This is a genomic window from Methanosarcina sp. 1.H.T.1A.1, from assembly GCF_000979295.1.
GTDB lineage: Archaea > Halobacteriota > Methanosarcinia > Methanosarcinales > Methanosarcinaceae > Methanosarcina.
Genome location: NZ_JJQY01000147.1, coordinates 110,491 through 134,052, shown reverse-complemented (window position 1 = coordinate 134,052; position 23,562 = coordinate 110,491). Strand labels below are relative to the sequence as shown.

The window sequence follows — 23,562 nt, the reverse complement described above, 5'->3', positions numbered from 1 at the left end:
TAAAGATAATAGGTTTTACTCCGGGTATTCGGCAAAGTTAAGAGGGGTCCTGCTTGTCAATGTTTTCTCAGTTTGATTATTATGTTCTGATGTTCCTGAACTCCTTTTCCTTTCTGGACCCCGTTATGCTATTTATAAGCCTTAAATTCGATTATTTTCTTTTTCTGATTCTTGCGGCTCTCTTTTATTTCAGGGGCAGGCAGGAAACGATACTTTTCCTTGCCTTGCTTGTATCCTCCTGGGCTTTAGCACTGGCTTTAAAGCCTGTTTTTGAAGTTCCAAGACCTGAAACCATCCGTTTTGTGACCTGTACCACAGGATACTCGATGCCGAGCGGGCATTCTCTCATGTCCTTTGCTTCGGCTACCTTTTTGCATCCAAGAGCCGGAAAGTTTAAACTTTTAGTCTGGGCATTTGCTTTTTCTGTAAGTTTAAGCCGGATATTTATCGGAGTCCATTACCCTTCGGATGTGCTTGTAGGCGCACTTATGGGCTGCATAGTCGGATTTTTCTGGCTTTATGTAGAAAAGATACTGATAAAGTCCGGATTGTCCGGTGGTTCTTTATAAAAGAAAAGAGTCCTGTTAAAAGAAATGCGAGGGGTGCGATTCGAACGCACGAATTCCTACGAAAATGGGTCCTAAGCCCATCGCCTTTGACCTGGCTGGGCAACCCTCGCAATGATGTTGTCTTTGTTTAGTTACAAAATAAGAGAAGAGATAATTTAAAACTACTTGAAAAGGGTTAAATGCGCCGACCGGGATTCGAACCCGGGTTTTGGGCTTGGAAGGCCCAAGTCATAGCCACTAGACCATCAACGCAAACTGCAACACCTCTAGAGGTATTTGTTGAATATAATGTTTTCGCTTGACACTGTAACTTTTTTAATACACTCCGGCGTTATTGTGGCATATCTCCCTTTTCCCTTCCCCTAATTTCTCCTATTTTTATGAAATTATGGGTGAATATTGTTCTGTTATTGTAAACCCTCTTAATAAGTGAAATTGTGTAATATATTTTTCCCAAAAACGTTATCATTGTAAATTCTCACCTTTTAATGTAGACCTGCCGAATCCGGGTTAAGGATTAGCTCTTTCTATTTTCTTCCTTAATTATCGGGTGGTCCTGATTACTCGGTTGATGTGGTTCTATATTATTCCGAATATCCGAAAATTGCCTTCCTGATTTCTCCTCTGTACCAGGCAGTGCCGTGACTGACCTGTCTCCCATAAGAAAAGACTCCTTACTATGCTTGATCCTTGAAACCACCTTTCTATCCAAACGTTATAATGTGCCTCCCCCACCCCGTCTGGAGACCTCCCCCCGCACAAGATAAAATAGACCTGTAAAGGCGGAATACCTAATTATTCGGTGGGTAAATGAGATTGCATAATTGTTTGGAATGGCATTGTAATAAAAAGACATCTCGATAAAAGGCATCATATAAAGGCTGAAAATGTGCCATTTAGAATAGCAGTCAAGTATCTTCGGAAAAAAGGCAAATAACAAAATCAGGTTTTACTAAATTGATTCTTTTAGAATTTCGAGTCTGCAAATTCAGATTACTAACATTAAATCGTGTGAAAGTGCCCGTCGAATCGTCCGGTTCATTGTATATTTTAAATTTATAGGCAGAGTTTTATTCTATTGTCAACCCTGCTTGCCTGCCAGATAGGTTTTTAACATGAATATTTTAGAGTAAATCCCTCCAAATCTGTATTTTACAATATGATATTATTGTCATTGTAAAATCCGGGCTATCTGGCTAAATTCATCTCTTTTTGCTACTTTTTGAAATCAAATCACTTCATTTCTATGTGTCAGCTTTGCAAAAATTCTAATTTATATTTATGTATGTCATAATATAATACTGTGAAAATAATATTATGTTCTTTCGATCAAAATCACTATTATTATTTTTACTGTGGGGGTTAAACTCTAATTTTTCCTCTTTTTCTCCCGGGAATCTTATTTCTCTGATAAGGAATATATACTCTTATATAGAGCTAGACATAAGTTCTCAAAACCAGCTTTCTTCCCTTACACTGCCCTGGCTTCAAAACCGGGCTGGAGAAGCTGATAGCTCAAAGATGTGATACAAATGGAACCCTTTATTCTGGCGTTTGCAATCAGCTGGATCCTCATATTTGTCTACCTCCTTTCATTACTTAAGACGTATGCAGAGTTCAACAAAAGGTTAATGTAATGATCGAGTTATACGGGGTTTTAAAATGAATAAAAGAAAGAAATCCTTGCTTGCAGTTGCGTTTATTGCTGGTATATTTCTTATAGGATTATATGGAGTTGACTCTTCAGCCGGATACCTTGCGGTATCTGAGCTTCTCTCTGATCCTCAGAGCTATGTCGGGCAGAATATAAATGCCATGGGAATTGTAGAGGATGGGAGCCTTGAAACGTCTCCTGGTATGACATCATTTGAACTGAAAGACGAAAATGATGAAAACCTTAAGATACATGTGAATTATGTAGGAAACCTTCCTTCCAATATTGCCGAAGGAAAACAGGTGACCATCAGCGGATCAATGGTTTCCGAATCTACGTTTGAGGCAAATAAAATAGTTACCGGATGCCCGTCAAAGTATACGGAGTAATATTGATGAATATTGAAGAATGGGAAGAATACAGATATGTAGAAGCCGGGATCGAGGACTCAATTGCCCGAATAGAGGACTCCGGCTTAAAAAAAATGGTTGGGCATGTCTGTCATTCCGGAGGAAAACGAATTCGACCAATTATCCTGCTTCTGGTCAGTGAGATCTGTTCGGGCTCATATTCCCGGAGCCTTAATGCAGCCCTTGCCGTTGAAATGATGCACTCGGCTTCCTTAATTCATGATGACCTGCTGGATCAGGGGCTTATCCGAAGGAACCTGCCTTCTGCACCTGAAAAATTCGGGCCTTCCAGAGCACTGCTCTGTGGAGATTATCTTATTGCAAAATCAATTGCATTCATTTCCCCTTATGGGGAAAAGGTAATTCGAGATTTTGGAACGGCGGGAATGGATATGGCGGAAGGAGAAGTTCTCGACCTGAAGCTTGATGACGATAACTTCGGAGAAAGTGATTATTTAAAATGCATCTATAAAAAGACAGCTTCTCTATTCGCAATCAGTGCATCCATTGGGGCTTATACTGGAGGAGCTGATGAGGCTCTTGCGGAGCGTTTTAGCTTCTTTGGGAATTCCCTGGGAACTGCATACCAGATTGTTGATGACATCCTTGAATTTCTGGAAGTGGTCGAGGGCAAGGAATCTAAATTTACGTCTGAAACCCTGCCGCACATTTACATGAGGGACATGTCAAAGGAAGAAGCCTTAGAGAAGTCTATAGATTCTGTAAGGCGGCATGTTAGTGCCGCAAAAGAAACCCTTGGAACATTCCGGGATTGTCCGGCAAGGGATAAGCTTTTCCAGATTACTGATTATATAACTATAGACATGATTCAGAATATCTGATTTAGTTCTACTCATTCTGAAAAATGAATTGACTCTGTCAAATTTCTGTATCTATAAATGCCAAAAATACTACCATCTAGTTTCCTACTTAGACCCTAAAAGTTTTCATCTTTTGACACTAACTTTATCAGGTGTATCCATGCGAGTATACGATAGTCCGGTGATTAAGGTAAATGCCAGTACAGATAACGAAAAGATGGTGCTCGAGGCAGAGGGCCCTCTTTCCCAGCTTGCAAAACCTTTTCTGAAACGTATAAACAACATTTTTGCTGAAGAAAAACCCATTTCCGTGAGTGAAGACGAGATTATTTTCTCCACATGGATTCCTCCTATCCCGGGTCCTATTTTCAGCCGGGTCATAAGTGCTGAAATCGCAGCAATAAGAAAAAAGCGTGTTCCTGATCAGTTTTCAATAGGGATTACCGCCCGCTGTCCAAATCGCTGTATTCACTGCGGGGCAGCTGATATACAGCCGGAAAGGGAACTGACCCTGGACGAGATCTGCAATGTCGTGGATCAGAGTCTGGACCTTGGGACCTATATGGTTTCCTTTGATGGCGGAGAGACGATGCTCAGAAACGACCTTGTTGAGATGGTGGCCCGGGTAGACAAGACAAAGGCGATTGCCACATGTTTTACATCAGGCTTTAAGCTCTCTGAGGAAAGAGCAAAGGCACTTAAGGCTGCGGGACTGTACGCTGCCAGGATCAGCATTGACAGTCCTTTCGAAGCTGAGCACGACCGTGTAAGGGGCAGGGCCGGAGCATACCGGGATGCAATAGAGGGAATCAAAAATGCAGGTGCAGCCGGGATCCTTACTGATATGTTTGTGGTGGTTTCTCCGCATAATATAGATGATCTTGAGGAGTTCTATTCCCTTGCAGCCGATCTGGAAATGAAAGAGATGTCGATCTATGAGATCATTGCAGTGGGGCGCTGGATGGAACATGAGGATGAGGTAATAAGTGAAAAGGACGTATCAAGGCTTAAGACGTTCCAGAAAGCCATGAACAGCAAACCTGAAGGGCCGAGAGTCACAGCTTTTCCTTATTTTATGGGTCCTGAACTTTTCGGATGCTTTGCCGGCAGGCGCTGGATGCATGTCGCTTCGGACGGAGAGGTCATGCCCTGTGCATATACTCCCCTATCTTTTGGCAATATATGCGAAGAGCCTCTGGAAACTATCTGGAAACGCATGGGGAAGCACAATGCCTACAAGAAAGATGACGCAGCCTATTGCATGATGCGAAACCCTGACTTCCGGAAGGAGTATATACATACCATTCCGAAAGGGGCCAAAATTCCTTATAAGCTTAAGTAATTCCTTTTTAATGCCCTTTTAAAGGGGCATATATTTATTTCTGGCTTTTTTGCTCCCTTTGGGGTTTCTTCTTTTCATGGATTTTTTGACCTTACTTCTTCTTTTGTCTCTTTCTCCCGTCATATCTTCCTGTAATATTTTTCTGCATTTTTAGGGCTTGATGGGAATTTTTTAATTATTATTTTTTCATTTTCATTCTAAACTTTTAGGGGGGAACAAAAGCTTTATTTCTACTCTTCTTCTGAAATCACTCTCTTTTATCATCGGATCCCACGCAGTAATTCTCATTCAGGGAGTTTTGTTCGCATATTCTAAATTAAAATATCTATTTAAACAGGAGGTCAATCTCTTCAAAATAATTTCTGTATTTTTATGAGAAAAAGGTTCGCATCACGTGAATATACAGTATGTATTTTAGATAACTGTCCAATCTCTCACTCTCAATAAATTCATTTTTTTCTTTTTTAAAATCGCTTTAAATTTCTTATACCTAAAAGACAATGCTGTATGTGTTTTAAGGCTGAATTCTTGTATGCAACTTATTTTATAAAGTCTTAAGTCAAAGCTGAAAATTCATATTTATTTTAAAATGACCTTGAAATCATCTATTAAAACATTAATTCGAATATTACTTTCATGGCTTTGCTCTTCTTTTATACAGGCAGGGTTTAGTATTTTTTTTCCAATCAATTATATTCTACTGTTTCTATTTAATTATTTTTTACTGTTCTATTTAATCTTTTGGATTTAAACCATATATTTTGTTATTTATATTTTTAAATTTCTTAAAAATTTCCTGCAAATTCTATATATCATGATTAATCATTATGTTTACTCCCATCCTTTTCGATAAAACCGAAGCTGTTATATAGTTCTTTCGCGAAGGATTTGTTAACTACCTCCATTGGAGTAGGGATTTTTAATTATTAATTTATATATTAAATTTTGAGAGACGGAGATTCACATGGCTAAAAATGAAATCTTATCCGAAATAAAAAAAGCGGAAGAGAGCGCTAAATCAATGGTTGACGATGCCATTGATTCCAAAAACAAGCGTATCTCCGATGCTCGGGCCGAAGCCAGGGAAATCCTGAGACAGGCCGAAATCGATGCACATAAAGCTGCACAAGACTCTTTTAAAGTAGGTGAAGAAAAGATCCTGGAGGAAAGAGATAAGATCGTCAACGATGGTGAAAAAAACGCATTAGCCATGTCCCAAAAAGCTCAAGCTAATATCGACAAATCCGTCAATTACCTTGTACAGGAGTTTGAGAGGGCGGTCCTTAATGAGTAGACCTAAAGAGATGACAAGGGCCGTTATTGTCGGGCATAAAAGCATTCTAAAAGACACCATCGATTCATTGCATGATACGCATCTCTTTCATATTGAAGATTTTGTCGAGGACGAGTCTGGTTTTAAGATCAGCAAGCCATTTAAAAACGCAGAAGAAGTCTCAAAAAAGCTTGTGAAGATCCGTTCCATCTCCAATTATTTGGGGATTGTAAAAAAAGAACCGGTAGTTCAGAAAACTGACTCTGTTCTGCGCGACCTTGATTCAAAGCTGGATGAGCTGGACAGGGCAATTACAACTAAAACAGAATCAATTGCCCAGCTTGAAAATGAGTTGAAAGACCTGGACTCCCAGAAGAGGGAGCTCCTGCCTTATCTGTCCATCAATCTCGACTTTGATGATTACCGTGGCTACGAGAGCCTTAAGGTTTTCGCGGGTACTATAAAAGGAAGCCTGGATGGAAGTCAGATTTCGAGCATCACCAAAGCTTACGAGCTGTACTTTGACCCTCAATCAAAAGCGGTTGTACTGTTTGTAGCCAAAAACGATGCCGACAGAGTCTACGAATTACTTCAGAGTCTTGGATTCAGAGATCTCAGAGTTCCGGAAAGAGGTGGTGTCCCAAGCGAGCTGTTAAGATTTATCGAACAGAAAGAAGCCGAAGTCACCAGAAAGACCGAGTCCTTAAGGGCTGATATCGAATCCTTGAAAGTCAAGTATACCGATTTCATCCTTGCAAGTGACGAGGTCTTGAGCATCGAGAGTCAGAAGGCAGAATTGCCTCTAAGGATAGCTACATCTGCAAACACATTCATAATCGAAGGCTGGACTCCAACCGAGAATTATGATAAAGTTGTCAGTACAGTCAACAGTGCCACTAATGGCAAGGCATACGTCACAAGCCTCGAAATTGATGAAGAGGAAGAGGAGCATGTCCCTGTTGAATACAACAACTCAAAAATAGCAGCGCCGATGCAGCAGATCATGGACCTGTACTCCAGGCCCAAGTATACTGAACTCGATCCATCCTCAGTGATCTTAATAACTTTCCCACTGATGTATGGGCTGATTCTCGGAGACATCGGATATGCAATGATACTGGGAGCAATTGCACTGGCTATCAAAAAAGCAGTAAAGTCAGATGCGGTGAAGCCTCTCATGGATATTCTGATCTATTGTCAGATATCAACATTTATATTCGGAATTATTTATGGCGAGTTCTTAGGATTCTCGTTAGCAAGTCTTCATACAGCACATGGTGTACTTCCAGGCCTGATTCCGGGTTGGGAAACTATTGTTCTGTTTGAAGGGCTCGGTGGCGAGGAATTTACGTTCCCTGTCCACAGAACTCACATGGTAATGACTATGATTGCAACAACTGTCGTAATAGGACTGCTTCAACTGAATCTCGGGTACCTTCTCGGATTTTCAAACATCGCAAGGCACCACGGAATAAAGCATGCAGTTCTTGAAAAAGGCAGTTGGCTTGTTATTCAGCTCGGTGTACTCGTTGCAGCAATCGGCTACCTTGGCGGCAATTCAGGACTGACTTACGTTGGTGCTGGTATTCTGGTTCTCGGAATTGTGATGCTCACCATAGGTGAAGGTATCAAAGGCCCGATTGAGTTGCCATCTCTTATGGGTAATGCATTGTCTTATGCCCGTATTATCGCAGTTGGTCTGTCTTCGATTTACATCGCTTCAACGGTCAATGATATTGCTTTTAAAATGATCTGGGTGGATCACTCCAAGATCAGTTTCTTAGCAGTAGCTGCAATACTCGTGTTTATACTCGGACATGGCCTTAACTCTGTCTTGAGTATCATCGCTCCCGGACTGCATGCACTCAGATTGCAGTACGTAGAGTTCTTCGGAAAATTCTACGAAGGCGGGGGCAGAAAGTACAACCCATTCGGATACATAAGAAAATACACGGAGGAATAAAAACATGGTAGGAGAAGAATTAATCAGTGGACCTTTCCTGGACGCAGATGGAATGAAAGCACTCGGTGCAGCACTCGCAATCACAGTAACTGGGCTCGCATCTGCATGGGCTGAAAAGGAAATCGGCACCGCAGCAATCGGCGCTATGGCAGAAAACGAAGGGTTATTCGGTAAGGGACTTATCCTTACTGTCATTCCTGAAACCATCGTTATCTTCGGTCTTGTCGTTGCATTGCTTATCAATTCTGCTTAATTTAAGAGCGAATTCCGCTCTTAAATTTCTTAGAGCATCACTCTGAGCTTCTCTGGGTGTTTTTTCCTTACCAGGCAGAGCTGGAGTGATTCTGTGCTCTAAGTTTCCCCTTAGGTATCGTTGCACTCTAAGAAGCTTAGAGTTTCTGCTCTAAGCTTTAGAGCACTTTTTTGCTCTATATTTATTTGGAGGTGTAAGCATGGGACTAGAGATCGTTATAAAAGACATCCAGGAGGGTGCAAGAGCCGAGGTTTCCCGTATAAAAACCGAAGCCGATGCAAAGGCATCCGAGATTACTAATGAGGCTAAAGAAGTACAGAAGAAGATGCTCGGGGACAGCCTTGCCAAGGTGGAAGAGGACCTCCAAAAGCTGCACCAGCAGGTTATCTCAAGTGCAAACCTGGAAGTAAAAAGAATTACGCTTAATAAGCGCAAGGAACTTCTAGATAAAGTTTATAGCCAGACCGTTGAAAGCATCAAGTCAATGCCGGCGTCCAAAAAAGAAGAGCTATTGAAGCATATTATCACCAAATATGAAGCTAGCGGCGCTAGAATTTATTCTTCTAAGGCTTCTGAAGAGACTGCCCGGGAATTATCTTCATTAAGTTATTCTGGTAATATAGACTGTATCGGCGGCGTTGTTATTGAAAACGAAGACGGGACAATCAGGTTAGATTTCACATACGATTCAATCCTGAAAAACGTGTATGAGCGTTCATTGAAGCAGATATCTGATAATCTATACGGGTGATGTTCGATGCGGCTTTTGGAGAGACTCTGGGGGACAAAACCCTCCCGAAAATCCGATAAGAAGAAAAAAGGCACTTCTAACTATGCTTATGCCGTAACCCGTGTCCGTGCGATGAAGAGTAAGCTGCTTCCTAAAGAAACGTATCCACGGCTTCTCAATATGGGGATTGATGAAATCACCCGTTTTATCCAGGAATCTGAATACAAAAACGACGTTGACGAACTGGCAATGAAATACAGCGGTGGCGATCTGGCAGAACATGCATTAAACAGGAATCTTGCGCTCACCTATGATAAGTTGCTCAGGATCACCTCAGGAGAATTGAACTACCTGATCACTGCATATCTTAAAAGATATGACATCTGGAATATAAAAACGCTTCTCCGTGGTAAAATTTACAATGCACCCGTTGAGGACATCCTCGAGTCTCTGATTTCTGCCGGGGAGTTTACCTATACCCTCCTGTCAGAACTTGCAGCCAAGGCCACATATCAGGAAGTCATTGATGCCCTGAAAGAGACCGACTACTATCCCCTGCTGCAGGAGTTTGACGGGACCAACCTGGCATATATAGAAAACGAGCTCGACAAGGCGTATTATTCAAGCCTGTTTGATGCAATCGGAAAACCAAGATCCAAGGACCGTAAACTCTTTGTCAGATTCATCAAACTCGAAGTCGATGTCAAGAACCTGGGTACCCTTTTCAGGTTGAAAAGAGCAGGAGTCGAGAAGTCTGATGAGATCATGCCCCTTATGATCGAAGGTGGCCTGGAGCTGAAGTCCGAGAAACTGGCACCGCTTCCTTATGAACAGTTTATCGATGAACTTCGAAAAACTCATTACTGGGATGCAATTTCAAGTGTCGAGGGTCTGGAGACGGCTTCTCTGACTATCGTTGAAAGCAGGCTCATAAGGTACTCTCTTGAATCTGCAACCACTTATTCGCATGTATCTCCGATCTCAATTGTAACTATTATGGACTATATTATCCATAAAAGTAATGAGGCCAACAACCTCCGGATTATTTTCAGAGGCAAGGAGGCTGGTCTCGATGATACACTAATTAAAGACCAGTTGGTGGTTATCTAATGGAATTAGCAGTGATCGGAAAGAGCGAGTTTGTCACTGGATTCAGGCTGGCGGGTATCAGAAAAGTCTATGAAGTCGTTGATGTCCCAACCACTGAGTCCGCGGTAAAATCGGTGCTTGAAGATAAGAGTATCGGGATTCTTGTAATGCATAATGATGACATTGGTAATCTGCCGGAACTTTTAAGGAAAAACTTGAATGAGTCTGTCCAGCCCACAGTAGTAGCTCTTGGAGGCAGCGGAGCGGGCTCGAGTTTAAGAGATAAGATAAAACAAGCGGTAGGTGTTGATCTGTGGAAGTAAAAGGTGAAATTTATCGTGTGTCTGGGCCTGTCGTCACCGCCATCGGCTTGCAGGCAAAAATGTATGACCTGGTCAAAGTCGGTAATGAAGGTTTAATGGGTGAAGTCATCCAGATATTAGGGCCCAAGACCATCATCCAGGTATACGAAGAGACCGCAGGCATCAAGCCCGGAGAGCCCTGTTATTCTACAGGTTCGTCTCTATCCGTGGAACTTGGTCCGGGTCTTCTTTCTAGTATTTATGATGGGGTTCAGAGGCCTCTGCACGTCCTGCTTGCAAGTACGGGCGGTTTCATTGGCAGAGGTGTTACTGCAGATGGGCTTGACCACAAGAAACTCTGGGAATTCAAACCCATTGTCAAAAAGGGCGATTCCGTAAAAGGCGGAGAAGTAATCGGTGTTGTACAGGAAACCGTGAATATTGAACATAAGATCATGGTGCCTCCCGACATCTCCGGTACAGTTGCCGACATCAAGAGCGGGAACTTTACGGTAGTAGACACAGTCTGTACCCTCACTGATGGGACCGAATTGCAGCTGATGCAAAGGTGGCCTGTCAGGAGACCCAGACCTGTGAGGGAAAAACTTACTCCAGATAAGCCTCTGGTTACAGGACAGAGAATCCTTGACGGGCTTTTCCCTGTGGCAAAAGGCGGAACTGCTGCAATCCCCGGACCTTTCGGATCGGGAAAGACTGTTACTCAGCAGCAGCTTGCAAAGTGGAGTGACACTGAAATTGTGGTCTACATCGGCTGTGGTGAGCGCGGAAATGAGATGGCAGACGTTCTGAGCGAATTCCCTGAACTCGAAGACCCTCAGACAGGCCGCCCACTGATGGAGCGTACTGTTCTTATCGCTAACACTTCAAACATGCCTGTGGCTGCAAGAGAAGCATCTGTGTACACCGGAATTACCATTGCAGAATACTTCCGTGACATGGGATTAGACGTCTCCCTTATGGCAGACTCCACCTCCAGGTGGGCAGAAGCTATGAGAGAAATTTCCTCCCGTCTGGAAGAAATGCCTGGTGAAGAAGGTTACCCAGCATACCTGTCTGCAAGGCTGGCCGAGTTCTACGAGCGTTCCGGTGTTGCTGAATCTCTCAACGGTGCGAAAGGTTCTATTACTGTCATTGGAGCAGTATCTCCACCTGGCGGTGACTTCTCAGAGCCTGTTACGCAGAACACCCTGCGTATCGTGAAAGTGTTCTGGGCTCTCGATGCCAAGCTGTCTCAGAGACGTCACTTCCCGGCTATCAACTGGCTGAACAGTTACAGTCTGTACAAGGAAAGCCTTAACGACTGGTTTACAAATAACGTAGCTCCTGATTATGTGGCTATGAGGGAAAGGGCAATGGGGATGCTTCAGACAGAATCCGAACTGCAGGAAATCGTGCAGCTCGTAGGTTCCGACGCTCTGCCAGACGATCAGCAGCTTTTGCTTGAAATTACCCGTATGATCAGGGAAATCTTCTTGCAGCAGAACGCATTCCACCCAATAGATACCTACAGTCCATTCTCTGAGCAGTACAGGATCATGCAGGCAATCATGAAGTTCGGTGATGCTGCACAGGAAGCTTTGAAATCAGGTGTTCCCGTCTCGGAAATTATCAAGATGGACTCCAAAAATGAGCTTCCCAAGGTCAAGTTTGAGGAGAACTTCGATGCTTCTATGAATGCTGTCCTGGCAAAGATGGATAAAGAGTTTGCATCCCTGAGAGGTAGGTAAACATGGTAAAAGAATATAAGACAATAACTCAGATTGCAGGGCCTCTAGTCTTTGTTGAAAAAACAGAGCCTGTAGGCTATAAAGAAATCGTTACTGTCAACCTGCCTGACGGAACCACCCGCAGAGGCGAAGTGCTGGACTCTTCAGCGGACATAGTGGTTATCCAGATTTTTGAAGGTACTACTGGTCTGGACAAGAATTGTGGTGTAGTCTTCACAGGGGAAACCCTGAAGCTCCCTGCATCCATCGACCTTCTCGGAAGGATCCTTTCAGGTTCAGGAGAACCTCTTGACGGCGGGCCCAGGATTGTGCCTGACCAGCTTCTGGACATCAACGGAGCTGCAATGAACCCATATGCCAGGTTGCCTCCAAAGGATTTCATCCAGACTGGTATCTCCACAATCGACGGAACAAACACCCTGGTTCGTGGACAGAAGCTGCCTATTTTCTCCGCCTCAGGTCTCCCACACAACGAAATCGCCCTGCAGATCGCAAGGCAGGCGGCTGTGCCTGGATCAGAAGCGGCTTTCGCAGTAGTTTTCGCAGCAATGGGTATTACCAATGAAGAAGCCCAGTACTTCATGAGCGACTTCGAAAAGACCGGGGCTCTTGAAAGGGCTGTGGTGTTCCTGAACCTGGCAGATGACCCTGCTGTCGAACGTATCGTCACTCCGCGTATGGCTCTGACTGCAGCTGAATATCTAGCATATGAACACGGCATGCACGTTCTTGTCATTCTGACTGATATTACCAACTATGCAGAAGCTCTCCGTCAGATGGGCGCTGCCCGTAACGAAATCCCTGGACGTCGTGGGTATCCGGGTTACATGTACACTGACCTTGCAACTCTTTACGAGCGTGCAGGTATTGTCAAAGGCGCAAAGGGATCAGTTACTCAGATTCCGATTCTTTCTATGCCTGGTGACGATATTACCCACCCGATTCCTGACCTGTCCGGATATATTACTGAAGGCCAGATTGTGGTTTCAAGAGAACTGCACAGAAAAGGTATCTATCCGCCAATCAATGTGCTGCCGTCCCTGTCAAGGCTGATGAACTCCGGTATCGGAGCAGGCAAGACAAGGGAAGACCACAAGGCCGTTTCTGACCAGATGTATGCAGGTTATGCAGAAGGGCGTGACCTGAGAGGTCTCGTGGCTATCGTCGGTAAAGAAGCTCTGTCTGATAGAGATGTTAAATTCCTTGAGTTTGCCGACCTCTTCGAACAGAATTTCGTTACACAGGGCAGAAACGAAAACAGGACAATTGCAGATACTCTGGACGTCGGATGGAAGATTCTTGCACACCTACCTGAAAACCAGCTGGGTAGGATTGACAACAAGTACATCCAGAAATACCATCCTGCACACAAAAAGGGTCAGTGATTGTCATGGCTCAAGACGTAAAACCAACTCGGTCGGAGCTAATTGAGCTCAAGAAGAAAATCAAGCTCTCTGAAAGTGGGCACAAGCTCCTTAAGATGAAGAGAGATGGTCTTATTCTTGAGTTCTTTAAGATTCTTAACGAGGCAAGGAACGTCAGGACAGAGCTGGATGCCGCTTATGAAAACGGCGTGGGAAAAATAAATCTCGCCTGTGCTGTTAACGGAATGGTTGCTGTTAGGTCAACTGCTTTTACAGCAAAACAATCCCCCGAAATCCAGCTTTCAGGGCATAACATCATGGGTGTTGTGGTGCCAAAGATCAGCTCTACTGGAGTTCGCAAATCCCTCTATGAGAGGGGTTACGGTATCATCGGTACAAACTCGTATATCGATGAGACTGCAGAAGCCTATGAGGATCTGGTAGAGAAGATTATTACCGCTGCAGAACTGGAAACAACAATGAAAAGGCTTCTTAATGAAATTGAGAAGACCAAGAGGCGTGTAAACGCTCTCGAATTCAAAGTTATTCCCGATCTCATTGCAACCATGAAGTACATTCGTTTTACCCTTGAGGAGATGGAAAGGGAGGGTACTTCCCGGCTGAAGAGAGTCAAGGAGAGAATGAAAAATCAAGCTTGATTCGAAATGGCAGGATGCGACGATCAATCAAATATGATTGAAAGAGCGGTACTTAAACTGGGTGAACCCGAAAACCAGGCTCGTCTGCTGCAGGCAGCCTGGCTGATCTCCCTTCTAATGATGGTTTTCGGGTTCATTATTATCTTAAAAACGATCTTTCCAAATTTTACCGTAACCTGAACTTCAGGGCGGTTATTTTTTCTGAGTTCGGCACAACATATTATTTTTTTAGGATTATTATTTCTCTTTCTCTGGTCTGCTTATTATTAGAAAGCTATTTTAACGACGAATATCAATCCTAATTTCCTTATGCAAAACGAAGCCAGACTTCTTCATGTGACCGGCACAGTGCAGGGTGTCGGCTTTCGCCCCTTCATATATCAGCTTGCAAAATTCCACAGGCTTTCAGGGCACGTGAAAAATCTTGGAAACCATGTGGAGATCCTTATCGAGGGAAAAAAGGCAAACCTTGAAAGTTTCCTTAATGACCTTCCTGAAAAAAAACCTCCACTTGCCAGGATTACGAATATAGAAATAAATACTGTCTCTTTTTCTGGCTGTCCGGAGTTCGTTATCATTCAGAGTGAACCCGGAACGTTTGAAAATTCCATAATTCCTCCTGATACGGCTATCTGTGAGGAATGCAGGCTGGAGATCTTTGATCCTTCTTCCAGGTACTATCATTATCCTTTTGCCGTCTGTACAAACTGCGGCCCTCGCTATACAACAGTTCGTGCCCTTCCCTATGACCGGGAAAATACTACAATGGCAGATTTTCCTCTTTGCAGGGAATGTGAAGTAGAATATACTGATCCTCTCAACCGGAGGCATCATGCCCAGCCTGTCTGTTGTCCGAAATGCGGGCCGGAAATCTGGCTTTCGGATTCTCAGGGAAAAGTGCTCGCAAAGAGTTATGAAGCAATTGCAAAAGCTTCTGACCTTCTCCAGCAGGGCTCAATTCTTTCTGTCAAGGGGTTCGGAGGTTTTCATATCGTCTGCAATGCCCGAAAGGAAGAGCCCGTGCAGGAGCTTAGAAGGAGACTTGGGCGTTCGGAGCAGCCTTTCGCGGTAATGGCAAAAGATCCAACGGTTGTCGAGTCCTTTGCAGAACCTGGAGATGCAGGTCGGAAATGCCTCATATCTTTCCGCCGCCCTATAACCGTGCTTCCCAAATCAAAGGAGTTCAAACTGGCAGAATCAGTTTCTCCAAACCTGCATAACATTGGGGTCATGCTTCCCTATACAGGCACACAGAACCTGCTTTTTGACCTCATGCCGGATTCTGTATACGTTATGACTTCGGCAAACCTTCCTGGAAGGCCCATGGTTGTTGAAAATGAAGAAGCACTTGAAAAACTCAAAGGGATTGTGGATTTTCACCTGCTGCATAACAGGGTTATTGCAAACAGGAACGATGATACGGTTATCCGGGTTGTGAACGGAAAGAAGGCTTTTATCCGGCGTTCCAGAGGGTTTGTTCCTGAACCTGTGGAGTTGCCTTTCGAAGTTGGAGCTTCTGCGGGAGTAGGAGCTGAAATGAACTCGACAGTAACCCTTGCAAAAGGAAAATTGGCTTACATCTCCCAGTATATCGGAAATACCAGCTATGTGGAAACCTTCAGGTATCATTCTGAGGTTTTCCAGCACCTGTCCCGGCTTACGGGTATAGACCCTCTCAACTGGGGTTGTGACCTTCACCCTGCTTTTAGTACAACCCGTCTTGCAATGAGCAGGGGTGGTAAAAAAACACTTCAGGTCCAGCACCACTACGCCCATATCCTTGCCCTCATGGCGGACAATTCTCTGCCAGAAGACTCTCGGGTCCTGGGAATTGCCCTTGATGGAGCCGGGTACGGCAGGGATGGCACAGTCTGGGGAGGGGAATTTTTGGGGTCCTCGTATTTCGGATATGAACGTCTGGGAAATCTGCTGTCTCAGCCTATGCCCGGGGGAGACCTCGCAGTAAAAAATCCTTCCCGCATGGTTCTTGGTATGCTTTCAGGGAGGCTTGGAGAAGCAGAACTGGAAAAACTTCCTCTTTACTTTCCCAGAGGCAGGCAGGAATTTTCTACAGTTATGCAGCAGCTTCAAAGAAATATCAATGTTACTATGAGCAGCAGCGCAGGGAGAGTGCTGGATGCAGCTGCAGCGCTTTTGGGCATATGCAGAATGAGGACTTATGAGGGAGAGCCGGCAATGAAGCTTGAGTCTGCAGCAAAGAAAAGTGTTCACAGACTAGACCTCCCTCTGGTTTTCAGAAAAGGGGGAGAATCCGGAGCCCATGTACTTGATACGACTGAGCTCCTGCTGGGGGTTTATGAACTCTCCGGGGGAATGTATTCCCCTGCGGATCTTGCGTTTGCCGTTGAAGAGAACCTTGCAGAAGGAATCTCGGAAATTGCCATCTCCCTCGCTGCGAAAAATGGGTTTGAAAAGGTCGGTCTGAGTGGAGGGGTTGCCTACAACGACCATATCACCTCATGCATTGCAGGAATTGTGAAGGAAGCAGGCTTTGAATTTCTCACACACCGCCATGTTCCGTGCGGAGACGGTTGCATTTCCTTTGGGCAGGCTCTAGCAGCCGGGCTTAGAACAGATTCCGAAGGAACTCAATGATGTCAGAAGCACTTAATTCCGCCGACAGGAAATTTTCTTTTGCCCTTATGATGGTTCCTATCTGGAGCTTACTAATTCAACATACTGAAATTTGATCCGAAAAACAGAAATACAAAATTAAATAAATGATCCATGCTTACATAGGAGTGGGAGCATAAATGGGGCTAGGTAGTATACGGATTAGAGTGGTAACCAGCAGGGATGAAATCCTTAACCTGGAACACGGGGAGAATGCAGTGCATCTTGCTTTTAGGCCCTCGGACAGGGATCTCTTCAGTCTGGTCAAGACCTGTCCTGGAATTGAAATTCTTCAGCTTCCTGCATCTTCCTATGATGGACTTTCCAAATTTATTAAAATGTACCTTGAATCTTCAGGAATTCACCTGGTAAAGGGGGATGTCAGCGGGCACTGGCATGACCTTAATAATTATTTTGTAATACCTTCTTATGTGCTTGAAAAGATAAAGGAACTGGAGGTTCAGGGGAGAACTGAAGAAGAAATAATCGGGGAGATAACAAGTCTCAGGAAAATCAGCCCTGATATGGTTCTTCACCTGCTTCATAGTTCTTTTCTTACTACATGCCCCGAAAGGCCTGGACTGAACAAAATTTAATCGATTTTAAACAAATGTTATATAAAGAAAGTCTTTTTGTTAAGGAAGTCTTTTTGTTAAGGAAGTTTTTTTGTTAAGGAACTATTTTAATTTCGGGCTTACAGGCGTTTCCACCATTTCTTTGAGGCTTTCTGTTCTTCTATCTGTCTTAATCCTTCAGCTTCAAATTTCTGCTGCATTCTGTACTTCCTGTTTTCGTCATTGAGCCTGGAAACTTCTTCTTCTTTGCTTACAAGTGTTCCTTTGATCTGTTTAATTAACTCGTCTTTTTCCCTGAGCTGCCCTGCCAGTTTTTCTTCTCCTTCATATCCTGAAAGTTGTTTTTCAAGCTTTTTGACTTTCTCGTTGCTTGCGGCAAGCATGGCTTCTAATGTGTTTATCGTTCTCTCTTTTCCGGTGAGTTTCTCTTCAATACTCTTTACTTCCCCACTCTTTGCAATAACCTCTTCGGCAAGAATCTTAAGGTCCTTATCCTTTACTGAGATGCTTTCTTCAAGTTTTTCCATGGTCCTTTCTTTTTCCAGGAATTTTTCATGAAGGGCTCTTATTTCCTCAGCTTTTACTTTGAGTGCTCTATCAAGGCTATTTCTTTCATTTTCTTTTTCACTCAGCTCTGACTCAAGTTTTCCTATTTCCGTATCCTTATCGGCAAGTTTTTCAAGGAATTCCTGAAGCTTTGAGTCCTTTTCCTGAATCCCCGTTTCAAAAACACTTATAGCCTCTTCTTTTTCGTTCAGTTTGAGTTTAAGTCCTTCAATAATGCTGCTGTTTTGAGTAATCCGGCCTTCGAGTCCTTTTATTGCTTCATCTCTTTGAATAAGCTGATTCTCCAGATTCTTTACAGCTTCATCTTTTTTAGCAATGTTGTCCTCAAGGTTTTTTATTTGTTCGTTCTTTTCAACGATCCCCTTCTCAAGTTCCCCCAGTTTACCTTCCTTTTCGAAGACAAGCTTTTCAAGTTCTTTGAGTTCTAATGTTTTGCCTGTGAACTGTGCATCAAACTCTTTTATTCTCTGCAGGCTTTCTTCAAGTTTTATTTCCAGGCTTTTTAACTCGGTATCTCTGTTTGAGAGCTGGGGGTAAAGAGAAGTTATCTCGGCTTTTTCTTTACTTTCCTCCATTGATGGAGTAAAAGAAATATCTTTTTCAGGACGATCTTTTTTGGACTCAGAGGTTTGAAGTTCTTTTATTTCCGAAAGAAGGCAGAGCTGTCCTCTTGTGTTTTCACAGATTTCAGCCCAGGCAAGAATTGATGCTATTGGCGTCATCCTCTTAAATACGCTATCTCCTATCTTGCAGCCGTAGACTTTACTGGCAATATAACCTTCCATAGTATTCAGATCAAGGTTAGGATCTCCCAGCCTGGAGTTTGTTGCATTTCCTTTCTTCGCCTGCCCCCCATTTTCCTGCAAAAAATTAATGGCTTCGGAAAATATCTTCCAGGGGAGAAATGGCTGATTTTTCAGGTTATCAACGTAGATTCCGTCTTCTTCAGCTCGGGCTTCGAAGAACTGCTTCCCGCTCATAAGTGGAATCTTTACCGGATTTCCTTTCTTATCAAACTTGTTTTTTATTTTTGCAACAACAGGGTCTTCCATGCATGGGCCTCTCAACAGTCTTAGTTTCTGGGATATAATAAGTATAACATTTAATAAAAGTTATGTTATTTCCTATTAATTTTATAGAGCAGAGAGTAAGTGATTTGCAAACATCAGATGTATTCTCCGACACGCCAGGTTATTATCTGTAAGGAATTTTTATTTTGGAGGGCTGTCTGCACTGCCGAAAACTCTGGAGCATAATAAAAGGTCCTCGAATGCCTACTAAAAGGTTCTCAAATTGAAGAATATGACTTAAAACAGCAGGCTGAAGCCCGAATATCCGTTCTCTTCTCGATACTTATATATACTTTGTAACTGTGAGGGAGGTCAGTTACTAAATATAAATCTGAAATTTATATTTATAGTTCTATTTGGAATTCAATCTCAGACCGAAAATCAACACCATGCTGGAAAATCAACGTCGTTGATATTATAAATGGGGCTATTAATTCATCAAAGCTTGAAGGTTTTATAGAGAGATACTTCAAAAATTAACCTGTTTATTTTTCAGGGGTTCTTTGTTTTTTAAATGATTGCTCTTTATATTGGATATATATAATTTTTAATATATACAGTGATTTTTTTATCAGGACCGTCTTTTTATTAAAGTTATGAGTTTTTACGATGACGGTTAGTATATCTATTTTTGAAACAATATTTAATTGCTTTCTGTTGGAAGAAGGAAAAGATCCGGATCTTTACCCTGTACAGCTTCAGATGCAATATGGAGTATCAATAATTGTGGAATATTATTCGTTGTGGAATATTGCCCAAATTTGACAGATTCTACTAACTAATTCAGTCTTTCCTCTCTACAAACGTATTGTGGCGGCACAATGCTGTTTGAATAATGACAAATGTCACTATCCAAAAACACACGATCTAACTTTGAATTGTAAGAGGAAAACAGAATCCTGAAGCCCATTAATACATTATAATATGTATTATTCTGTCAAATTCGGGATATTAATGAGCAAATCGAACCAGAGGTATAAAAATGGATGATCTACCAGAAGAAGTACAGGAATTAATTGAAGAACTGGATGAGGCAGCAGAAGATGAGGACGAAGATACAATCAAAGAGCTGACCCAGAAGCTTCTGGAGACCGGGGCTGATGTGGAAGCAATTACCCTCAAAAAACTTTCTCTCCTGGTAATGGAAGGCGAGGAGGAAATGACCCGGGGCTGGACAGAGGTGGCAATTCAGATCGGCATAGACCCTTTCAAGACTCTTATAGAGGGTCTAGCAGCAGGTATGAGTCTGATCGGGAAAAAGTATGAACAGGGAGAAGCTTTTGTGCCCCAGCTTCTTATCGCTTCGGCTGCAATGTACGGCGGGATGGACCTTCTTGCTCCCTATATGAAGCAGGATGAAAACAGCAATTCAAAGCCAGTAACAGTCGTCATAGGAACGGTTGAAGGTGATGTCCATGACATCGGGAAGAGCCTTGTAAAGACCCTCCTAAGTGCAAACGGTTTCAACTGCGTGGACCTTGGAAACGACGTGCCTGCCTCCAGGTTCATTGAAGCTGCCAGGGAGAATAAGGCAACAGCAGTTTCCATGAGCACTCTGATGACCACAACCATGGCCGAAATGCCAAAAGTACTCAATCTACTTGAAAATGAAGGCATCAGGGACAAACTACTGGTGATGGTGGGCGGCGCTCCGATCACAGCCGGGTATGCAGCCCAGATAGGGGCAAATGTCTCTCCTCACGATGCAGCCAGTGCAGCCAGCTGGCTGAAAGAATCAATTGTTAATTTCCCATCTGAAAGTGTGAGATGGGATTGAACTTTAAACAGGTGTTTGAGAATTGACCTGAGAGTTAAAAACGCATAAACGGAGTAAAAAAAGGAGAAAAAACATGGTATCTGAGATGACCTCAAAAGAAAGGGTCCTTGCAATGCTCGACAGAAAACCTGTTGACAGGGTCCCGGTGATGACTGGTTCTGCTATGGTCAAGGAATATATAGAGAAGAGCGGGAGTTCCTGGCCGGACTATCACTGCGATGCAGAGATGATGGTCAATACTGTAAGCCTGATGCATACTGACGCCGGGCTTGATAATATTGTGCTGCCTTTTGGTATGTTCATAGAATCCGCAGCTCTTGGCCTTGAAGTGAAGATGGGAAGGGTTGATATTCAGCCTTCGGTAAGGAGCTTTTTCAGCAAGCCTGAAGAGGTAAAATATGACAATTTCCTTGAAAATAAATATGTAAAAACCACACTTGACGCCATCAAACTCTCAAAGGAAAAATATCCTGATGCAGCAATTACTGCTTTCCTCGTTGCTCCCATAACTCTTACAGGAGACCTCATGGGTGCAGAGAACCTTTCCATGCTCAGCATCAAGTGCCTCCAGAAAGAAAAACAAATGCAAAAAATGCAGGACTGGCTTTCGAAAGCCCTGGAGATTAACAGGATCTATGCCGAGGCCTGTGTCGAAGCCGGAGCTGACGTACTATACTATTCGGATGCATCGGCATCTCCTAACCTGGTAATGCCTGAGTTCTACTACCAGGTAGCCGTCCCTGCTGAAAAAGAGATCGGTGACTTTGTGCACCACCTTGGATGCCCCTGGGAACTTCACATCTGCGGAGATACTGTCCCGATCATTGAAGGAATGGCTTCCACAGGTGCAGAATGCCTCAGTGTGGAACAGGCTGTTAATATGAAGGAAGCCACCAAGATTGCTGGTGATGTGCCTGTTGTCGGAAATGTGACTCCTCTCCTGATGGTCGAGGGCACGGAAGAGCAGATTATTGACGAAACAAGAAAAGGGCTCGACAGCGGAGCAAAAGCCAGCATGCTCGGATGCGGAACCCCACCCCTGAGTACTTCAGACAGGCTCAGAACCTGGGTTAAAGCTGCAGCTGACTGGTCTGCAGACAATCTTTGATGTACATTGAAAGAAGTACGAATTAACCTGTTTGAAGAAGAAAGCTGTCTCAGGAAGAGATCTATCTCAAGAATAATGGATTTTTTAGTCTCTTCCTGAGGTCCGAAACTGAGGTATATGTTTCAGGCCAATCTTTTTTAAGATGCCTGATTCAAGTACCTTATTTACTCTTGTATTATCTGTGTTCTAAATTATTATCATTGAGAGCGATGGCTATGGAAATTGATCAAAATAAAATAAGCAAAGTAATGAAATATCGCTGGGTGGTGTTTATTATTCTCGCCCTTGCATATTTCTTTGTGTATTTCCACCGCGTGTCTACCGCAATAGTTGCGACTGACATTATGAATTCTTTTGGGGTGGGGGCTGCATCTATAGGGCTGCTCGGTTCAGCTTACTTCTATGCTTACACGGCAATGCAACTTCCAAGTGGGATTTTAAGTGACAGCTGGGGTGTAAAAAAGACTGCCTGGGTCTTCACAATGCTCGCCGCAGTTGGAGCTGTTCTTACCGGAGTTGCTACCAACTTCACTATGGTCCTTATCGGAAGGGTTCTCATAGGAATCGGAGTGGCAATGGTCTACATTCCTGTAATGAAGGTGCTTGCCATCTGGTTTAAAAAGAATGAGTTTGCTTCAATGTCCGGAGTCCTGCTCGCAATTGGAAACATAGGAGCCCTGAGCGCCGCCGGTCCCCTTGCTATAATAGCAGCATTCTTTGGAGACTGGCAGAAAGTCTTCCTGATGCTGGGTGTATTTTCAGGGCTGCTCGCATTAGCTATCTTTTTGCTGGTTAAGGACAAACCCGAAGATATGGGCTGCCCGACTATTGCAGAAATCGAAGCCTACGAAAAGGGTGAAAAATACATTCCCCCGAAAGCCGTTGCAAAGATTCCGATGGGGGAAGCCCTCAAGCAGACTTTCAGCTCCGGAATGAAGTTCTGGCCTCTGTCCATCTGGTTCTTCTTCATGTACGGAAGCCTGATGGTCTATCAGGGATTATGGGGAGGTCCCTTTTTCAGGGATGTTCTCGGCTGGGACAAGGGAACCTATGCAGGTGTCCTTTCCTTCATAGCAATAGGTATGATTTTCGGCTGTCCGATTGCAGGTTACCTCTCTGACAAAGTGCTCAAGTCCAGAAAGAAAGTCCTTATTGCAGGCACTGCAGTATATATAGTGCTCTGGGGAATCATCTGGTCCCAGGCAGGAAACATTACCAGTACTGCCGCATACACCCTCATCCACTTCCTCTTCGGGTTCTTCGGGGGTTTCTTCGTCGTATCCTATGCCCAGATAAAAGAATGGTTCCCTCCATCGATCATGGGGACTGCAACAGGTGCGTATAATATCTTTCCCTTCCTTGGCGGAGCCATTTTCATGACAATAACCGGGAAGATGATGGATGTCTCTGATGGAGCTGTTGCTTCCGTAGCCCAGTACAAATCCGTCTGGCTCCTCATGTTCGCATGCATGATTTTTTCCTTCCTATGCCTTCTGGTTTCCAAGGAAAAAGGTGCAGAAAAGGCTACAGCTCCTGTAAAAGTTACAGAAGCCGGAGATTCGCCGGTTGGATCTCATAGATGAGGTATAGATAAACAAGGAATCGAGAAAAAGGAATCGAGAAAAAGGAATCGAGAAAAGGATTCGAGAAAAAA

22 protein-coding genes and 2 tRNA genes are annotated in these 23,562 nt (G+C 43.6%); 20 read left to right on the top strand and 4 right to left on the bottom strand.

Going from position 1 to position 23,562, the window contains the following annotated elements; genetic code table 11:
• Positions 1-59: 59 nt before the first annotated feature.
• Positions 60-569, top strand: coding sequence for a phosphatase PAP2 family protein (locus EO95_RS15035; protein ID WP_048136007.1), 510 nt, complete (start codon positions 60-62; stop codon positions 567-569).
• A 25-nt stretch (positions 570-594) separates the two neighbouring features.
• Here the strand turns inward: EO95_RS15035 and EO95_RS15030 are convergent.
• The 3 genes from EO95_RS15030 to EO95_RS17745 all read right to left on the bottom strand — a co-directional run bounded on the left by EO95_RS15030 (position 595) and on the right by EO95_RS17745 (position 1,038).
• Positions 595-679 (bottom strand) — tRNA-Leu (locus EO95_RS15030).
• A gap of 70 nt (positions 680-749) precedes the next feature.
• Positions 750-821 (bottom strand) — tRNA-Gly (locus tag EO95_RS15025).
• Positions 822-900: 79 nt separating this feature from the next.
• Entirely contained in the window at positions 901-1,038 is a 138-nt protein-coding gene (locus EO95_RS17745; protein ID WP_156164078.1) for a hypothetical protein, read from the bottom strand.
• Between the two features lie 1,063 nt (positions 1,039-2,101).
• Here EO95_RS17745 and EO95_RS18825 point away from each other — a divergent pair.
• From EO95_RS18825 to EO95_RS14950, 16 genes are all read left to right on the top strand, one after another.
• Positions 2,102-2,206, top strand: a complete 105-nt coding sequence (locus tag EO95_RS18825; RefSeq protein WP_082106072.1) for a CcmD family protein — start codon at positions 2,102-2,104, stop codon at positions 2,204-2,206.
• 25 nt (positions 2,207-2,231) lie between these two features.
• Positions 2,232-2,612, top strand: a complete 381-nt coding sequence (locus EO95_RS15020; protein ID WP_048136005.1) for a cytochrome c maturation protein CcmE — start codon at positions 2,232-2,234, stop codon at positions 2,610-2,612.
• Positions 2,588-3,475: a geranylfarnesyl diphosphate synthase gene (locus EO95_RS15015; protein ID WP_048136003.1), complete on the top strand. Its 888-nt coding sequence runs from the start codon at positions 2,588-2,590 to the stop codon at positions 3,473-3,475. Before EO95_RS15020 ends, EO95_RS15015 begins: the two co-directional genes overlap by 25 nt.
• A gap of 139 nt (positions 3,476-3,614) precedes the next feature.
• The gene (locus EO95_RS15010; protein WP_048136001.1) at positions 3,615-4,796 is read left to right on the top strand and encodes a radical SAM protein; all 1,182 of its coding nucleotides are present in this window, start codon (positions 3,615-3,617) and stop codon (positions 4,794-4,796) included.
• 964 nt (positions 4,797-5,760) lie between these two features.
• Positions 5,761-6,090 carry an ATP synthase archaeal subunit H gene (gene ahaH, locus EO95_RS15005; protein WP_048135999.1) on the top strand — a complete coding sequence of 110 codons (330 nt, stop codon included), beginning with the start codon at positions 5,761-5,763 and terminating at the stop codon, positions 6,088-6,090.
• A complete protein-coding gene (locus EO95_RS15000) occupies positions 6,083-8,032 on the top strand; it encodes a V-type ATP synthase subunit I (protein WP_200895058.1) in 1,950 nt (649 codons plus the stop codon). The genes ahaH and EO95_RS15000 overlap by 8 nt, the downstream gene beginning before the upstream one ends.
• A gap of 4 nt (positions 8,033-8,036) precedes the next feature.
• Positions 8,037-8,285: a hypothetical protein gene (locus EO95_RS14995; protein WP_011024042.1), complete on the top strand. Its 249-nt coding sequence runs from the start codon at positions 8,037-8,039 to the stop codon at positions 8,283-8,285.
• Positions 8,286-8,484: 199 nt separating this feature from the next.
• On the top strand, positions 8,485-9,036 hold the full coding sequence (locus EO95_RS14990) for a V-type ATP synthase subunit E (RefSeq protein ID WP_048135994.1): 552 nt from the start codon (positions 8,485-8,487) through the stop codon (positions 9,034-9,036).
• Positions 9,037-9,042: 6 nt separating this feature from the next.
• Positions 9,043-10,125 carry a V-type ATP synthase subunit C gene (locus EO95_RS14985; protein WP_048135992.1) on the top strand — a complete coding sequence of 361 codons (1,083 nt, stop codon included), beginning with the start codon at positions 9,043-9,045 and terminating at the stop codon, positions 10,123-10,125.
• A complete protein-coding gene (locus EO95_RS14980) occupies positions 10,125-10,427 on the top strand; it encodes a V-type ATP synthase subunit F (RefSeq protein WP_048135989.1) in 303 nt (100 codons plus the stop codon). The genes EO95_RS14985 and EO95_RS14980 overlap by 1 nt, the downstream gene beginning before the upstream one ends.
• The gene (locus EO95_RS14975; RefSeq protein WP_048135987.1) at positions 10,418-12,154 is read left to right on the top strand and encodes an ATP synthase subunit A; all 1,737 of its coding nucleotides are present in this window, start codon (positions 10,418-10,420) and stop codon (positions 12,152-12,154) included. Before EO95_RS14980 ends, EO95_RS14975 begins: the two co-directional genes overlap by 10 nt.
• A 2-nt stretch (positions 12,155-12,156) precedes the next feature.
• A complete protein-coding gene (locus EO95_RS14970) occupies positions 12,157-13,539 on the top strand; it encodes an ATP synthase subunit B (RefSeq protein WP_048135984.1) in 1,383 nt (460 codons plus the stop codon).
• Positions 13,540-13,544: 5 nt separating this feature from the next.
• Complete coding sequence (locus EO95_RS14965; protein ID WP_200895057.1) at positions 13,545-14,177, top strand: V-type ATP synthase subunit D; 633 nt, start codon at positions 13,545-13,547, stop codon at positions 14,175-14,177.
• A gap of 6 nt (positions 14,178-14,183) precedes the next feature.
• On the top strand, positions 14,184-14,357 hold the full coding sequence (locus tag EO95_RS18095; protein ID WP_048135980.1) for a hypothetical protein: 174 nt from the start codon (positions 14,184-14,186) through the stop codon (positions 14,355-14,357).
• A gap of 129 nt (positions 14,358-14,486) precedes the next feature.
• Positions 14,487-16,793 carry a carbamoyltransferase HypF gene (gene hypF, locus EO95_RS14955; protein ID WP_048135978.1) on the top strand — a complete coding sequence of 769 codons (2,307 nt, stop codon included), beginning with the start codon at positions 14,487-14,489 and terminating at the stop codon, positions 16,791-16,793.
• A gap of 158 nt (positions 16,794-16,951) precedes the next feature.
• Entirely contained in the window at positions 16,952-17,407 is a 456-nt protein-coding gene (locus EO95_RS14950; RefSeq protein WP_048135976.1) for a DUF1699 family protein, read from the top strand.
• Positions 17,408-17,505: 98 nt separating this feature from the next.
• On the opposite strand, the gene EO95_RS14945 is transcribed toward EO95_RS14950, so the two are convergent.
• Positions 17,506-19,005 (bottom strand): hypothetical protein, encoded by a 1,500-nt coding sequence (locus EO95_RS14945; RefSeq protein ID WP_048135974.1) that lies wholly within the window; start codon positions 19,003-19,005, stop codon positions 17,506-17,508.
• Positions 19,006-20,005: 1,000 nt separating this feature from the next.
• Between EO95_RS14945 and EO95_RS14940 the strand changes: the two genes are divergently transcribed.
• The 3 genes from EO95_RS14940 to EO95_RS14930 all read left to right on the top strand — a co-directional run bounded on the left by EO95_RS14940 (position 20,006) and on the right by EO95_RS14930 (position 23,491).
• Positions 20,006-20,800: a corrinoid protein gene (locus EO95_RS14940; protein ID WP_048135972.1), complete on the top strand. Its 795-nt coding sequence runs from the start codon at positions 20,006-20,008 to the stop codon at positions 20,798-20,800.
• Between the two features lie 73 nt (positions 20,801-20,873).
• Entirely contained in the window at positions 20,874-21,908 is a 1,035-nt protein-coding gene (locus EO95_RS14935) for a uroporphyrinogen decarboxylase family protein (protein ID WP_048135971.1), read from the top strand.
• A gap of 215 nt (positions 21,909-22,123) precedes the next feature.
• Complete coding sequence (locus tag EO95_RS14930) at positions 22,124-23,491, top strand: MFS transporter (RefSeq protein ID WP_048135969.1); 1,368 nt, start codon at positions 22,124-22,126, stop codon at positions 23,489-23,491.
• Positions 23,492-23,562 lie beyond the last annotated feature (71 nt).